12 protein-coding genes are annotated in these 15,274 nt (G+C 37.7%); 9 read left to right on the top strand and 3 right to left on the bottom strand.

Going from position 1 to position 15,274, the window contains the following annotated elements:
* Positions 1–571: 571 nt before the first annotated feature.
* A complete protein-coding gene (locus ACQKNC_RS19275; protein ID WP_427426364.1) occupies positions 572–1,558 on the top strand; it encodes a homoserine dehydrogenase in 987 nt (328 codons plus the stop codon).
* Positions 1,559–1,609: 51 nt separating this feature from the next.
* Here the strand turns inward: ACQKNC_RS19275 and ACQKNC_RS19270 are convergent, their stop codons facing one another.
* Positions 1,610–1,840 carry a DNA-binding protein gene (locus ACQKNC_RS19270; RefSeq protein ID WP_427426363.1) on the bottom strand — a complete coding sequence of 77 codons (231 nt, stop codon included), beginning with the start codon at positions 1,838–1,840 and terminating at the stop codon, positions 1,610–1,612.
* Between the two features lie 166 nt (positions 1,841–2,006).
* On the opposite strand from ACQKNC_RS19270, the gene ACQKNC_RS19265 reads away from it, so the two are divergent.
* The 3 genes from ACQKNC_RS19265 (at position 2,007) to ACQKNC_RS19255 (ending at position 5,456) form a co-directional block, all read left to right on the top strand.
* Entirely contained in the window at positions 2,007–2,165 is a 159-nt protein-coding gene (locus ACQKNC_RS19265) for a hypothetical protein (protein WP_427426362.1), read from the top strand.
* 254 nt (positions 2,166–2,419) lie between these two features.
* Positions 2,420–3,112 (top strand): response regulator transcription factor, encoded by a 693-nt coding sequence (locus tag ACQKNC_RS19260; RefSeq protein ID WP_427426361.1) that lies wholly within the window; start codon positions 2,420–2,422, stop codon positions 3,110–3,112.
* A 148-nt stretch (positions 3,113–3,260) separates the two neighbouring features.
* Positions 3,261–5,456, top strand: a complete 2,196-nt coding sequence (locus tag ACQKNC_RS19255; RefSeq protein WP_427426360.1) for a histidine kinase dimerization/phospho-acceptor domain-containing protein — start codon at positions 3,261–3,263, stop codon at positions 5,454–5,456.
* A gap of 401 nt (positions 5,457–5,857) precedes the next feature.
* Here ACQKNC_RS19255 and ACQKNC_RS19250 read toward each other — a convergent pair whose 3' ends face one another.
* Positions 5,858–7,006 (bottom strand): acyl-CoA dehydrogenase family protein, encoded by a 1,149-nt coding sequence (locus ACQKNC_RS19250; protein ID WP_427426359.1) that lies wholly within the window; start codon positions 7,004–7,006, stop codon positions 5,858–5,860.
* Positions 7,007–7,384: 378 nt separating this feature from the next.
* Between ACQKNC_RS19250 and ACQKNC_RS19245 the strand changes: the two genes are divergently transcribed.
* From ACQKNC_RS19245 to ACQKNC_RS19230, 4 genes are all read left to right on the top strand, one after another.
* The gene (locus ACQKNC_RS19245) at positions 7,385–8,464 is read left to right on the top strand and encodes a metallophosphoesterase (RefSeq protein WP_427426358.1); all 1,080 of its coding nucleotides are present in this window, start codon (positions 7,385–7,387) and stop codon (positions 8,462–8,464) included.
* Positions 8,465–8,585: 121 nt separating this feature from the next.
* Positions 8,586–9,419 carry an undecaprenyl-diphosphate phosphatase gene (locus tag ACQKNC_RS19240; RefSeq protein ID WP_427426357.1) on the top strand — a complete coding sequence of 278 codons (834 nt, stop codon included), beginning with the start codon at positions 8,586–8,588 and terminating at the stop codon, positions 9,417–9,419.
* 244 nt (positions 9,420–9,663) lie between these two features.
* A complete protein-coding gene (locus ACQKNC_RS19235) occupies positions 9,664–10,965 on the top strand; it encodes a protoglobin domain-containing protein (protein WP_427426356.1) in 1,302 nt (433 codons plus the stop codon).
* 490 nt (positions 10,966–11,455) lie between these two features.
* Positions 11,456–12,418 (top strand): 2-hydroxyacid dehydrogenase, encoded by a 963-nt coding sequence (locus tag ACQKNC_RS19230; RefSeq protein WP_427426355.1) that lies wholly within the window; start codon positions 11,456–11,458, stop codon positions 12,416–12,418.
* Positions 12,419–12,600: 182 nt separating this feature from the next.
* Here the strand turns inward: ACQKNC_RS19230 and ACQKNC_RS19225 are convergent, their stop codons facing one another.
* The gene (locus tag ACQKNC_RS19225; protein WP_427426354.1) at positions 12,601–13,401 is read right to left on the bottom strand and encodes a TIGR00266 family protein; all 801 of its coding nucleotides are present in this window, start codon (positions 13,399–13,401) and stop codon (positions 12,601–12,603) included.
* Positions 13,402–13,789: 388 nt separating this feature from the next.
* On the opposite strand from ACQKNC_RS19225, the gene ACQKNC_RS19220 reads away from it, so the two are divergent.
* Positions 13,790–15,268, top strand: a complete 1,479-nt coding sequence (locus ACQKNC_RS19220; RefSeq protein ID WP_427426353.1) for an aldehyde dehydrogenase family protein — start codon at positions 13,790–13,792, stop codon at positions 15,266–15,268.
* The last annotated feature ends 6 nt before the right edge of the window (positions 15,269–15,274 follow it).

The raw sequence follows: 15,274 nt of genomic DNA, 5'->3' as shown, positions 1-15,274 counted from the left end.
TATATAAGTTGATCTTCGTTCTGACTGGGCGACTCCTTGGGGCTCAGCGATAGAGGAACGAAGGCTAATACCATCACATCCTTCGTGACCAACATCCTGTTGGCTCAAGCGGATCATCGAACGCCCTCAGTCAAAACGGAAATTAACCATAGATGATCCATATTTTTTTATTAAGAATCGTCAATATTTGTTCAATTATTATAGATCAAGTGAAAAATCATATATTAAAAGGGATGAAAACGATTTCTTTTGCACTTCTAGAGGAAACAAATGTCCATCCTAGAAAGATTTTTCTTGTGCAATGTATGTATATACGTTACAATTTTCTTTAAGTTGAATTTTGAATTATTTGAATTTGTTTGTTTCGCAGACTTTGTATCTTTATTCAGAATATTTTTGTAGCGAGAGTGAAACAACATGACTAAATATCTGATTGAAAACGAAGTGTTAGAGACACGGCAAGTTGACCTGCTTTGTAAAGTCGGCGCACAATTCAAAATCTGTACGAATTAAGCTGAGACGAAATAAATATAATGAAACTGCGGAATGTAAGTTGGAGGGAATAACAACAATGGCAACTATAAAGGCAGCTATATTAGGATTTGGAACGGTAGGTCAAGGAATTTACCATATATTAAATGAAAAGCGTGAAGAGCTTAAAAATAAATTAGGAATTGAGCTAGAAGTAGCAAAAATTTTAGTTACAGATGCTAGCCGTGAACGTGTACCAGGCACAGCACATTTAATGACAACTAGTATGGATGAAGTCTTAGCGGAACCAGGTATGCAGGTTGTTTTTGAGGCGATCGTTAATGAGGAGCCAGCATTTACTTACTTAAAGCACGCTGTTGAACATAAATGTCATGTCATCACAGCTAACAAAGTAATGTTCGCAAAGAGGGGGTTGGAGCTACAGGATCTTGCAAAAGCAAACGGGGTTTTTGTTGGCTTCGAGGCTACAACTGCTGGTGGTGTACCAGTTATTAAAACGATGAAAAATATTTTGCTTGTTAATGATGTTAGTCGTATTCAGGGTGTTTTAAATGGGACATCCAACTATATTTTAACGAAAATGCGCTCACAGGGCTGGTCGTTCGAAACGGCTTTAAAAGAGGCACAAAATTTAGGCTATGCAGAGGCAGATCCATATAATGATATCTCTGGTCAGGATGCCTTTAAAAAATTAATGATTTTAAGTGATTTGGCATTTGGCGAACAACCAGACTGGGCTGACGTCGAAGTGGTTGGCATTGATAGTATTTCGACAGAGCAAGTAAAAGAAGCGTGTGAAAACGGCTTGCGTTATCGCCACGTAGCTGAGGTTGAGAAGCTAGCAGATGGTAAAGTGGTCGCGAAGGTTGGGCCGCAGTTAGTTGATAAAGAACATCCGCTTTATCCAGTTGATGATGTCAATAATGCTGTGGCATTGGATACAAATTATATTGGCACATTAACGCTAGTTGGACCTGGGGCAGGAATGTATCCGACAGCTAGTGTAATGGTTGAGGATTATGCGGAAATTATCGGTAAGCGAGCTGGATTTGTCGTAACAATATAATAGATGCCTATCATTCAACAATGTTCTAATTGTTTGAATGATAGGCATTTTTTAATCCTCATCTTTAACATCAATATCCTCTGGAATAGGTGTATTCCGCCATATTTCAATTTCCTCTTTAATACGATCTAATTGCTCAAAATAAGTGCTGAACTGCCCGTTATTAATCAGTATTTGGTCCCCGTCGTATACTGAACGAATACGGCCCTCGTAAACTAGGCGAAGTACTTGATCCTCGGGCATACCAAGCTCGATGGCTGTTTCTTCAATTGTTTTATACATAATTTCGCTCCTTTTGTTGTTTTTATTATAACCTCCCTTTAATAGAAAGCCTACTATGGGTTAATAAATGAAAGAAAAAGGAAAATGGTAATTGTTTGATATTGGATAAATCTGTATTATTAATGTTAGTGCGTGGTGACGTTCGAGGGGCAATAAATGATGTGTCTTGAAATTGCCATGGAAATGGACAAGTATAGCTGTTACGAGCATTGCATTTTTCCAAGGTCTTTTTTTCTCATCAATTCGTCTAACAGGTGTAGCTATTGGAATCATTGTAATTGGTAGCGCACCTGTCTTATCTGGTGCTTTAGAATGGGTACTATAGAAATCACAGCCGACAAAGGTGTGGGGAATAGCAACTGTAATGGCAATTCGTTATTAATGGGGAAGGGGCTGTCCATATGGGAGGGATTGGACTAGCCCTTTCTAGAGGTCTCTCCTTTGCACATATATGTTGAAATATATGCCTGTATATAAGTTGATAAGATTCATTCAAACCTTAAGAAATTCTTCATATTTATAATAACTGGTTTTTAAGATTTGAAAGGTACACTATTAATTGAGAGTGAGGTGTATATCATGACGAAACTAACAGTTCTTGTAACAGACGATGATCAAGATATTCGTGATGGTATTGAAATCTATTTAAAGAATGAAGGCTACAATGTCATTAAAGCTGCTGACGGCTTAGAGGCACTCGGAAAATTAGAAAACAATGAAGTACATTTAATTATTTTAGATATTATGATGCCAAAAATGGATGGAATTACAGCGACGTTTAAAATTAGAGAAGAGCGCAATATTCCCATCATTATGCTTAGTGCAAAGGCGGAAGATGGCGACAAAATTCATGGCTTGTCTGTAGGTGCAGATGATTACGTGACAAAACCTTTTCATCCATTAGAGTTGTTGGCTCGAGTGAAGTCTCAGCTGCGACGTTATGTACAACTTGGGACGTACAATGATGGAGCAGCAAAGGTGGAAATTGACGGACTTGTATTAGATGAGGATGCAAAGGAAGTCAATTTAGAAGGGGAGCCTGTTCGATTAACACCAATCGAATATAAAATTACGGAGTTATTAATGAAAAATGCAGGGCGTGTATTTTCGATAAATGAGATTTATGAGCGTGTATGGAATGAGGAAGCTTACAATGCAGAAAATATTGTGGCTGTACATATTCGAAAAATACGTGAAAAAATCGAAGCAGATCCTAAAAATCCACGCTATTTAAAGGTGGTGTGGGGCGTTGGCTATAAAATGGAAAAATAAAATAGAGAAGTATGTTACAATTGCAGGGTTTGTAGCAGGGGTTATTGGACTAATTTATTTCGGTGTGTATGCATATCAGATAGTAACTGCCCGCTCTTCGGGGATGCTACAATTGCTCGATAGGATATTTTAGAGAGGAGTTAAAAGTATGTTAAAAAATTGGAAATCTCTTCTCGCTCTTATATGTTTAATCTGGGTAATTTTCGGTATATTTACGTTCTCTAAAGTCGGTTACCAATATATTGGTAAATCTTATTTTCAATCGGGAAATTTCCAGAATGAACTTGATAATTTTCAATCAGAATTAGGGCCATTAGTGTTAAATTTACCAACAGCTGAGGATTTAAAAAGTAAGATTGTGGTGACACAAAGTGAAATTGAAGAACATCGTAATCGCTATGGAACATTAGGGCAACAGATAGATAATATTAAAGCCCAATACGAAGAGCGCATTCAAGAAGCTGCTAAAGTAAATGCAACGGATTTAAAAACAAAGCTTGAAAAAGAGCGAGATGAGAAACTCAAAGATATTACTTCAAATTTCGGGGATGATGAGCATGTCCGTAAAAAAATTCTAGCTCAAAAGAAAGAACTCGTTGATAAATATATAAAGACAGCAAAAGAAGAAGCAAAGAGTTTTGCGAAAAATAATAATTACTGGTCTTATGAATTAACGAACACTGAAACAGGTAAAACATATCGTTCAGGTGATGTTTCGGATAGTAGTGCGTTCAAAATAAAGTATACTGGGCAACATCCGTTAACTACTTCTAATATTAGTGGTAATTTAAACGACATTTTTTATCGAACTGATATCACCATTGATACAGAAAATTTAAGTGAAACTTCTGATTACACGGGTATCATAACCATCTCAAAAAAATCAGCACAAGCAGTCGATATCTTGGGAGGATATGACCATTTTACACGTAATCAATACATTTTCTATTTTATATGGTTAACGAGTATCGTGGCAGCTATTTTTGCATGGAAAGGGCGTAAAGAAGTACTGCAAGTGGTACAAGGTTTAAAGGAAAAAGAGGCTCTTGTAAAGCTGAAAATTGATTACCCAATTGGATTATTATTAATAAATGCATTCATATATTTGGCAGCATCTGAAATTGCTTTTGAATCGATTGAGTTTGTCACTTATCAATCTAACTATGTGCATTACTTAATTAGTCTGTTGTTTAAAATGGGCGCCTTAATCATTATTGCAATGCTATTTTTTGTACAGCTAATTTGGTTGTATGAGCGAGTGAATACAGCACAGAAATTAGAGGAGAATTTAAAAGCTAGCTATTTATGGTCTCTAGGAGGATCAATTACAGATTTATTTATAAATCGTTCCATTGGATTACATGCTATTGTCATGATTGGGGCAGCATTTTTTGGTGGTGGAAGTCTTGTTGCTTCAATGATAGGAGGTGGCGGATTCCCCGTTCTAGTTTTGGGCATCTGCGCAATGATCGGTATACCAGCCATGATTCTCTTCCTTTCTAGAATGGGCTATTTAAACCGAATTATGAAGGATACAAAAGACATGGCAGAAGGACGTTTAAATCGCGATGTTAAAGTAAAGGGCAAATCACCACTCGCGGGACATGCCGAAAATCTTAATCGTTTAAGAGAAGGCGTACGTACGTCTATGCATGAACAGGCAAAAAGTGAGCGTTTAAAAACTGAGCTGATCACGAATGTTAGTCATGACTTACGCACACCGTTAACATCCATTATTACGTATACAGATTTACTGAAAAATCCTGATATTACTGAGGAAGAGCGTAAACAATACATTCATATCCTTGATAAAAAATCAGAACGTCTAAAATTACTGATTGAGGATCTTTTTGAAGTATCTAAAATGGCGAGTGGTAATATGGAGCTTCATCGCAGTCGAGTTGATTTAACCCAGCTTGTACGGCAGGCGGTAGGGGAGCATGAGGAAGATTTAGCACAGGCGCATTTAGATTTACGCATGACAAAACCACATGAGCCAATCTACGCGTATGTGGATGGACAAAAATGGTGGAGACTAATCGATAATTTAATCGTTAATGTATTGAAATATGCATTAGAAGGCACACGTGTTTATGTAACATTGAAACGTACAGCAGAAGGTGATGCTGAATTCACGGTGAAGAATGTTGCAAAATATGAAATTAGCGAAAATGCCGAAGAGTTATTTGAACGCTTTAAGCGAGCGGATGCTTCACGCCATACAGAGGGCTCAGGGCTAGGCTTAGCCATTGCACAATCCATTGTAGATTTACATGGTGCTCGTATGAGTATAGAAGTAGATGGAGATTTATTTAAGGTAATCGTTCGAATTCCAACAGCATAAACAAAGAACAGCGGCAAAATGTTTTTGCCGCTGTTTTCATTATGTTGAAAAATAAAATATGTGAGGAATTCCTTTTGAATGTTGTGAATTTCAATCCGTCATTTTGGCCCTTTATTCCGTCGCATAGGCGGGACCATCCTGTTCTATCCACGATTTTGGCTGTTCTATCCATCACTTCGGCTCTTCATTCCGTCGCATGAGTTCTTCTATCCGTCGTTCCGGCCGTTTATTCCGTCGCATAGGCGGGACCATCCTGATCTATCCACGACATTGACGGTTCTATCCGTCACTTCGGTTCTTCAATCCGTCGTTCCGGCTTTTCATTCCGTCGCTTGGGCTCTTCAATCCGTCGTTCCAGCCCTTCAATCCACTCGTTGTGCCGAAGTACCATATTTTGTTAGTTATAACCCTAAATTCTTGGCAATAATCACTTTCATGACTTCGTTGGTACCTGCATAAATGGACATGACAGGAATGTCTCGATATCTTCTAGCGATCTTATATTCTTCCATATAACCGTAGCCACCATGTAACTGCATACATTGGACAGCAAGTTCACGTGCATTTTCCGTTATCCAGTATTTTGCCATTGACACTTTTGTCACAACATCATTTCTTGCGATATGTTCCTCTATTAAAGATTCTAAAAAAGATTTGCCAAGCTCAATTTTTGTCGCCATTTCAGCTATTTTAAATTGCGTGTTTTGGAAGTCACTAATTGACTTTCCAAAGGCTTCACGTGATTTTACATAATCAATTGTTAAAGATAGCATGTCCTCAGCAGCGGCTTGTGCGGCGATGGCTACTGCTAAGCGTTCTTGCTGCAGCTTTTCCATCATATAGATAAAGCCTTTTCCTTCTTCACCAAGAAGATTTTCTACAGGTACGCGACAATCCTCAAAATATAGCTCGGCTGTGTCCTGCGCATGCATTCCTACTTTTTCGAGCTTGCGACCTTTCGTGAAGCCTGGTGTCCCGTCCTCAATGACAAGGAGGCTAATGCCACGATGTTTTTTTTCTGCCTGAGGATTTGTTTTTACAGCGACGACTGCTAAATTTGTATGAATACCATTTGTAATAAATGTTTTTTGTCCGTTGACGATATAGTGATCGCCATCACGAATAGCAGTAGTTTGGATGTTTGCCAAATCTGAACCTGTGCCTGGCTCTGTCATAGCAATTGCTGTAATATTTTCGCCTGTAACACATTTTGGTAGCCAGCGTGATTTTTGCTCATTTGAGCCGTATGCCTCAATATAGGGCACGACAATATCGTTATGCAGACCAACGCCAATAAGGCTCGAACCTACACGCTCTAGCTCTTCTTGAATAATAACGCCAAAACTAAAATCGAGTCCGAGACCGCCGTATTGCTCTTCTACTTGAGGGCATAGATAGCCCATTTCGCCAAGCTTACGCCAAAATTCAAGTGGAATAAGATGATCTTTCTCCCATTGTGCATAGTTCGGCTCGGCTTCTTCTGCTAAAAACTTGCGTAACGTTTTACGAAATAATTCATGCTCTGTTGATTCGAATTTATATTTTGCCATATGAACAACACCCCTTTTTTCCCTCATACATGCGTAAATTTTCTCTTGCAATTATAATGTTACTTAAATATTCAGAAAAATTAAAGTGTATTATTCATAGTTTTTTTCGTAATCTTAATTAGTTGAGTTATGTAAAAGTAAGAACCATCCCCATATTGGTTGATTTTCGTTCTAATCGAGTGGTTCCTGACGTTGTATTCGATTGCGTGTAATTGCCTTAGATTACTATATTGTAACCTTCCAAATTAAATTGTCATGTAAATCATACGAATGAATGACAAGAAATATGTACACTTGATAAAGTACTTAAAACAAATGTGAATATTAAGTATAATGCTATAATCAACTAAGACTATATTGAAAGTAGGGGACTAAAATATGCCTAAAGTAATTGGTGGAATTCTTGTATTAAGTATATATTGTGCATTAACTTTTTACTTAGGATGGGGATTGAGACAGTGGCTTATGGCAATGGGATGGTTCCGTTATCCAATTTTATATTGGTTAGTGCTGTGTATCATTGCGTTTAGTATTATTATTAGTAGATTGCATGAGTCCTTGCGAGTGTTTTCGATTATCCATAATTACTGGATGTTTATTTTTGAATACGGATTATTGCTTTGTTTGCTAGCAAACTTGTTTATTTGGCTAAGTCCTTTTAAAAACGTACAAATAATTGGCGGTATTGCAATTGCTACGTTGTTTGTACTAAGTATTGTGGGCACCTATTTAGCATACTCACCTGTTGTCCGTCATTTAGAAATAATGATGGATAAAAAGAGTAGTGAGTTAGAGTCGATGAGAGTTGTAGTAGCATCAGATTTTCATTTAGGTGTGCTTTCACACAAAAGACATTTACAGCGCTTTGTTACTCTATCGAATGAGGCAAAACCGGATATCGTCTTTTTAGTTGGAGATATTGTGGACGATGACCCTAAATGGTTTGTTGAAGATGGAATGGCAGATGTGATGAAGCAAATAACATCTACATATGGAGTGTATGGTGTACTGGGCAATCACGAGTATTATGGCAAGAAAATCCCTGAATTTATTAAAGAAATGGAAAACGCTAATGTAAAAGTTTTGTGTGATGAAACTATTAAAATCGATAATGTGTTAGTATTAACGGGTCAAGAGGATATTACAAACAGGTATAGAAAACAACTAGATACATTGAAGACAACAGATGACTTGCCTTGGTTTGTCATGAATCATACTCCAAATGATTTAAATACGCCTGCAAAAATGGGCGTAGACTTTCATATGTCGGGTCATACACATAAAGGTCAATTATGGCCCAATCAGTATATTACAGCTCGTGTATTTGAGCTGGATTATGGTTATAAGATGAAGGAGAAAATGCATACACTTGTTTCATCAGGTTTTGGCTTTTGGGGTCCTCCCATGCGAATAGGCAGCCGTTCTGAATTATGGGTTGTGGATATAAACTTTCGTTAGTTGGTAAGGATGGCGTTTGGAGTAAGAAGTCTACTCATAACTAAATACTACAGTCATAGTATATGAAAAAGTGTATTTTATTATATTTTGGTATTTAATTAATAAAAGGTAAGGTGAAGATGTGGATATTATAGAGTTATTAAAGGCGTTAATTTTAGGCATGGTCGAAGGGTTGACAGAGTTTGCACCAGTGTCATCGACAGGCCATATGATTATTGTGGACGATATGTGGCTAAAGACAGAGGAGTTTTTAGGGATGTATCCCGCCAATACATTTAAAATTGTTGTTCAACTAGGTTCTATATTAGCCGTAGTCGTTGTTATGTGGAAACGAATGTTAAATTTAGTTGGACTCTATAAAATTGATGGCCAAACGACATCGGTGAAAGGTCACTTCAACTTATTACATGTTATTGTAGGTATGTTGCCAGCAACTATAATAGGCTTTGCGGCTAAAGATTTTATCGATGATCATCTATTTAAAGTGGAGCATGTTATTTATGCATTAGTAGCTGGAGCAATTTTAATGATTGCTGCAGATAAATTAGCACCGAAAAAACCAAAAGTGGATTCGCTAGATAAAATTTCTTATGGTTTAGCATTTAAAGTAGGGTTAGTACAATGTTTATCACTTTGGCCAGGGTTCTCCCGTTCGGGTGCAACAATATCTGGTGGTGTACTATTTGGTATGAGTCACCGTGTGGCGGCAGATTTTACTTTCATTATGGCAGTACCAATTATGGCAGGTGCTAGTCTAGTATCTGTACTGAAAAATTGGGATACGTTATCTATGGATTATTTTGGATTCTACGCAGTGGGCTTCCTTAGTTCATTTATCTTTGCATTACTATCAATTAAATTCTTCTTAGCACTTATTTCAAAAGTGAAATTAATGCCATTTGCTATTTATCGTTTAGTACTAGCTGCTGTACTAGCCGTTATTATCTTTATGTAATTAATAAAGTCACTCTTCTTTTTAGAATGAGTGGCTTTTTAGTTTGATGTTTTAGTGTTTTCATATTGTTTTAAAATAAACCTAATGGTTAATAAGTATCATTCTCAAGTAGAATACATAAATACTTGTTGCAAAATAGATATTTTTTTCCTATATACTGTCATTTTGATTGTTTAGAACTTATAATTGATTCATACAGTTTTTTGTTTTCAGATAATAACGGAATAGACATAGGTATAGTGAGGTGGATAAATTGTTTCAAATTGGAAATAGGCCTAAGAAAAATACAATTGAAATTTGTAATGAATCAAGTATAGGGATTATTATTCAAGATCAGGAACGTTTACTACAGTTAAATCTAGTAAATTTAACTAGAGAAGATTTGCAGTTAATTAGAAGTTTAAAACCGTACATTGAACGAAATGTCATAGAGGTAGTAGCAGCATTCTATCATGCGATTGAAAGTGTGCCAGCCTTACGTGAAGTTATTGAAAAGTATAGCTCCAGTGACCGTTTGCGCCAAACATTACGCCATCATATTATAGAAATGTTCGAAGGACGTATAGACGATGCATTTTTGGAGAAGAGAAGGCGAGTGGCGAAAATGCATGTTAAAATTAACTTGTATCCTAAGTGGTATTTAGCAGCTTTTCAAAACCTTGAAAAATTTTTAAGAAAGATTGTTTATAAGCTTCAATTAACGAGAGACGAAGAAGAAAAGTTTTGTGATGCCATTAGTAAAATGTGTAATTTTGAACAACAAATTGTCTTAGAGGAATATGATAATTACGCTAATACATTAATTGAAAAGCAACAGGATAGTGTTCGAACGCATGTTAAAGAAATTATAGGTGGGATATCTAATCAGTTAGAGACTCAATCTCATAGCACAAATGAAACAGTGACCGAACTAGTTTATAACGCCAAGGAAGTTAACGAATACTTAAAGGAAAGTATCGATGAGGCGAAAACAATGCAGAAGGTATCTTCTGAAGGCTATTCTAAAATAGTGTCAATTAATGAACAGACTGGGAAAATTCATCATAAGACAGTTGAAATGTCGGGTATGGTGGAGCAATTAGATCACTCTTCTTCAAAAATTAATGCTGTTATTGAAATAGTGAAAAGTATTTCGGGTCAAACAAATTTACTTGCTTTAAATTCAGCTATTGAGGCTGCACGTGCAGGAGAGCATGGAAAAGGCTTTGCTGTCGTGGCAAGTGAAGTTCGTAAGCTTGCAGACCAGACGAAAAGTTCGGTTGAACAAATTGCGGATCTCATAACTATGTCTAATGGAATTACAAACCAAGTTGTTCAAGCAATTCATGAGATCCAAGAAATGGTGAATAATAGCATTGAGCAAAACGCGGAATCTTTAAAAGCATTCGGTGCCATATCTGGCTCAGTAAACGGTTCTATCACAAACTTCCAAAATGTCGGATTAAAAATAACCGAACTTGCAGAAATTATAGAATCGATTGGAGAATCTTCTGAGGAATTAAAACAAGCTGCCAATCGATTAGATACAACAATCAGAGACTTCTAACGACTATGCATAAAGCCTATGCATAGTTTTTTGCTTATCACGTAACGTGTGGTTGATTTCCGTTCCGACTGGGCGCTTTTATCGCTGCCGCTTCGCTTTCGCGCAGAGCAGAGCTTCCTGGGGGCGTCCGATGAGCCGCTTGGGCCAACACGAAGTTGGTCACGAAGGCGTTATCACAGGATGTGATGGTTTTAGCCTTCGTTCCTCTATTCGCTAATCCCCAAGGAGTCGCCCAGTCTCCACTCCAATCAACTTAATCTAATGAACAAATTGTTTAAATAACATGCATTTTCAACTGATGGGCCTTGTTTTTTTTATAAATATTAGGACAAAATCGTTTATTTGAAGGATAAAACAACAAATAGACGGATGAAGTTTATAGAGTGATAGAAAGGAATAGCTATCACACACGTAAAGATAAGAAATTCCTAGAAAATGAACGTTCTAAGTGTTACGCTATAGGCGAATTAAATTGAGGGGTGTTCGGAATATGAAAAAGAAATTATTTATTACACGAAAGTTCCCAGCGCATATAGTTGAGCCGTTAAAAGAGTATTATGATATCGAACAATGGGAGGAGGAGGAAATTGTTATACCGCGGGAAAAATTATTGGCAGCTGTCGCAGATTGTGAAGCACTGTGGGTAACGCTTGCTGATCAAGTTGATGAAGAGTTATTATTACACGCACCCAATTTAAAACTTGTGACAAATTTAGCAGTTGGATTTAATAATATTGATATTAAAGCTTTGCGTAACCGCGGAATAATGGCGACAAATACTCCAGGAGTTTTAACAAATACGACTGCTGATTTTGTAATGGGATTATTGCTTGCGACGGCTCGTAGAATTCCAGAAGGCGAACGGTATTTGCGTGAAGGTAAATGGAAAAGCTGGTATCCAATGCAATTAGTAGGTAAAGATGTTTCAGGTTCCACTATAGGAATTATTGGTATGGGACGTATTGGCCAGGCTGTAGCAAGACGAGCAAAAGGTTTTGATATGAAAATTTTATACAACAATCGTAGACGTCGCCATGAGGCAGAAGAAATGTATGGCTTTCAATATGTACCATTGGAGGATCTTTTAAAACAATCAGATTTTGTTGTTATTATGACACCTTATAACAATGATACGGTAGGACTTATAGGAGCAGAGGAACTTGCTTTGATGAAGGATGACGCGGTATTAATTAATGCATCACGTGGTGGCATTATTGATGAGAATGCTCTTTATGATACTTTAAAAAATGGTAAGCTGTGGGCAGCAGGGCTAGATGTATTTGAACAAGAGCCTATTGCATTGGATCATCCATTGTTGACGCTTCCTAATGTTTTAGCACTTCCGCATATCGGTAGTGCCTCGCTTCAAACTAGAACTGCTATGCTGATGCTGAACGTTAAAGCACTAACTTCTTTTGGGCAGGGCAAAGTTCCATCGAATCGAATAGATTAATAACACAGAAGGTAACAGATGTAGGGGCCTTTTCACATTGAAGGACTCCAATCAGCGATCGCGTAGAACTTTTTTAAAATTTATGCAGCGAAGGCTATGGTTAATCACCTTAATTTCATTAACACAATAACATTAAAGGAGCACATCATAATTAGATGTGCTCCTTTAATACATAGCGTTCATTATTTATTAAACATATCAAACAAACCGCCGATGCCACCTTCGCCTCTTGCTTGACCGCCACCGCCTTGTGAAATTGGTGCTGCAGCGAAGACGCGGCTTGCTAATCGGCTAAATGGTAATGATTGAATCCATACTTTACCTGGACCCTTTAAAGTAGCAAAGAAGATACCTTCACCACCGAACAATGCCGTTTTTACGCCTCCAACCATTTCGATATTGTAATCCACATCAGATGTCATAGCTACTAAACAGCCTGTATCAACACGTAATACTTCGCCAGGTTGTAGAGTCCTTTCGTGAATAGCTCCACTTGCGTGTACAAAAGCCATGCCGTCTCCTTCAAGCTTTTGCATAATGAAGCCTTCACCACCGAAGAAGCCAACACCGATTTTTTTCTGGAATTCAACACCGATTGAAACACCTTTCGCAGCAGCTAAAAATGCATCTTTCTGACAAATGATTTTCCCGTTTAATTGACTTAAATCCATTGGAATAATCTTACCAGGGTATGGAGAAGCAAAATACACATGACGTTTACCTGAACCAACGTTCGTAAATGTCGTCATGAATAAGCTTTCGCCCGTAATTAGACGTTTTCCAGCTCCAAATAATTTACCCATAATACCACTTTCTTGGCTTCCTCTTGAACCATCGCCAAAGACAGTTTCCATATGGATAGAATCATCCATCATCATTAAAGCTCCAGCTTCAGCTACTACTGTTTCTTGAGGGTCAAGCTCAACTTGCACGTATTGCATATCATCGCCATATAATTTGTAGTCAATTTCGTGATTATTCATAAGGGGATTCCTCCAAAAAAGATATTTGTTATTGTATACGATTATAAGTTGTTTTAGTTTCATTGCATAATTAAATATTTTAGGAAAAAAGGGAATAAGCTAGTAAATGTCGAATATAAAAAACTAGAATGAGTATTTTTTTTATTTTCGTTTAGCTGAAAATTTGTGAGTAATTAACATCAATGCTTAGCTAAAAGAAAATAAAGTCTCTGGTGATTGTTACCGGTGTTGTTGAACCAAACTTTGTAGACTTCTATATATTGAAAATTCGGAATTTTGACATATTTAATTTCCGTTTAAATATAGTAATAGATAATATCTGTCTGCAAGTAATGCAACTGGTAACAATGAGGCAGAGGCACCATAGATAGTTCAGGGGGTGTTTGTAGTGGAAATCAAAAACTATATCGGCGGTGAATGGGTAACACATTCGCATTTACAAAGTATAGTAGTGACCAACCCTGCTAACGGGGAGCAGCTAGCTACAATACCGCGTTCTACTGCAGGTGAGGTAGATGAAGCGGTAACGGTTGCGAAACAGGCACAAAAAAACTGGGCATTAGTACCCGCGCCTAAACGTGCTGACTATTTATATGCCATCGGTCAAAAAATGAAAGAGAAGAAGGAGCATTTAGCGACCGTTTTAACAAAAGAGATGGGAAAGGTTATTGAAGAAGCTAGAGGTGAAGTACAGGAAGGGATAGATATGGCCTATTATATGGCTGGTGAAGGACGACGGTTATTTGGGGAGACAACACCGTCTGAGCTAGCCAATAAATTTGCCATGAGCGTACGGGCACCTATTGGCGTTGTAGGTTTAATAACTCCGTGGAATTTCCCTGTAGCTATTGCTACTTGGAAGTCATTTCCTGCAATTGTTGCTGGCAATACGTTCATTTGGAAGCCATCTAATGAGACACCAATGATGGCGTATGAAATGGGCAAGATTTTTGAAGAGGTTGGCTTACCAGGTGGAGTAGCAAATATTGTTTTTGGTACAGGACCAATAGTTGGTACGGCATTGATTGAACATCCAGACGTTAAGGTCATTTCATTTACCGGCTCTACAACAACAGGGAGTAAGGTAGCGGAGCTAGGTGGTAAAAACCTGAAGAAGGTTTCATTAGAGATGGGTGGGAAAAATGCAGTCATAGTTATGGATGACGCCGATTTAGAGCTAGCCACTGAAGGCATCTTATGGAGTGCGTTTGGAACTGCTGGTCAAAGGTGTACAGCATGTAGTCGTGTTATCGTGCATAAAGATGTAAGAGAGGAACTAGAAAAACGTCTATTAGACAAAATGCAAAAGCTAACAATTGGAAATGGCCTAGATGAAGGTGTGAAAATCGGCCCTGTCATTAACAAAGCCGCAATGGAAAAGATTAATCACTATGTGCAAATCGGTAAACAGGAAGGGGCGACGTTGTTAGCTGGAGGTAGAATCTTATCTGAGCCACCTTATGACAAAGGGTTTTATTATGAGCCTACACTATTTACCAATGTGAAGCCTGACATGATTATTGCACAGGAAGAAATCTTTGGCCCGGTCGTTTCTCTTATTGAAGTAGCAAGTTTGGATGAAGCAATAGAAGTAAACAATGGCGTAAAATTTGGCTTATCCAGTTCAATTTTCTCGCAAGATGTTAATACGATTTTCCGCGCACAACGAGATTTAGACACAGGTATTGTTTATGTGAATGCTGGCACAACAGGTGCTGAAATCCATTTACCATTTGGGGGCACAAAGGGTACGGGGAATGGTCACCGCGACTCGGGTGTAGCTGCCTTGGATGTCTATACAGAATGGAAAAGTATTTACGTGGACTATAGCGGTAAATTACAAAGAGCACAAATTGATACAGAATAACAGATC

This window comes from Lysinibacillus sp. NPDC094177 (assembly GCF_050279145.1).
In the GTDB taxonomy this organism is placed as follows: domain Bacteria; phylum Bacillota; class Bacilli; order Bacillales_A; family Planococcaceae; genus Lysinibacillus.
The sequence above is the reverse complement of the archived record's forward strand: the minus strand, read 5'-3'. Positions and strand labels throughout refer to the sequence as shown.

Excerpts from the sequence above, each read along its gene's own strand:
- ACQKNC_RS19225 (WP_427426354.1), bottom strand. The coding sequence starts at position 13,401 with ATGAATAATCACGAAATTGACTACAAATTATATGGCGATGATATGCAA.
- ACQKNC_RS19255 (WP_427426360.1), top strand. The coding sequence starts at position 3,261 with ATGTTAAAAAATTGGAAATCTCTTCTCGCTCTTATATGTTTAATCTGG.
- ACQKNC_RS19250 (WP_427426359.1), bottom strand. The coding sequence starts at position 7,006 with ATGGCAAAATATAAATTCGAATCAACAGAGCATGAATTATTTCGTAAA.
- ACQKNC_RS19245 (WP_427426358.1), top strand. The coding sequence starts at position 7,385 with ATGCCTAAAGTAATTGGTGGAATTCTTGTATTAAGTATATATTGTGCA.
- ACQKNC_RS19270 (WP_427426363.1), bottom strand. The coding sequence starts at position 1,840 with ATGTATAAAACAATTGAAGAAACAGCCATCGAGCTTGGTATGCCCGAG.
- ACQKNC_RS19275 (WP_427426364.1), top strand. The coding sequence starts at position 572 with ATGGCAACTATAAAGGCAGCTATATTAGGATTTGGAACGGTAGGTCAA.
- ACQKNC_RS19260 (WP_427426361.1), top strand. The coding sequence starts at position 2,420 with ATGACGAAACTAACAGTTCTTGTAACAGACGATGATCAAGATATTCGT.
- ACQKNC_RS19230 (WP_427426355.1), top strand. The coding sequence starts at position 11,456 with ATGAAAAAGAAATTATTTATTACACGAAAGTTCCCAGCGCATATAGTT.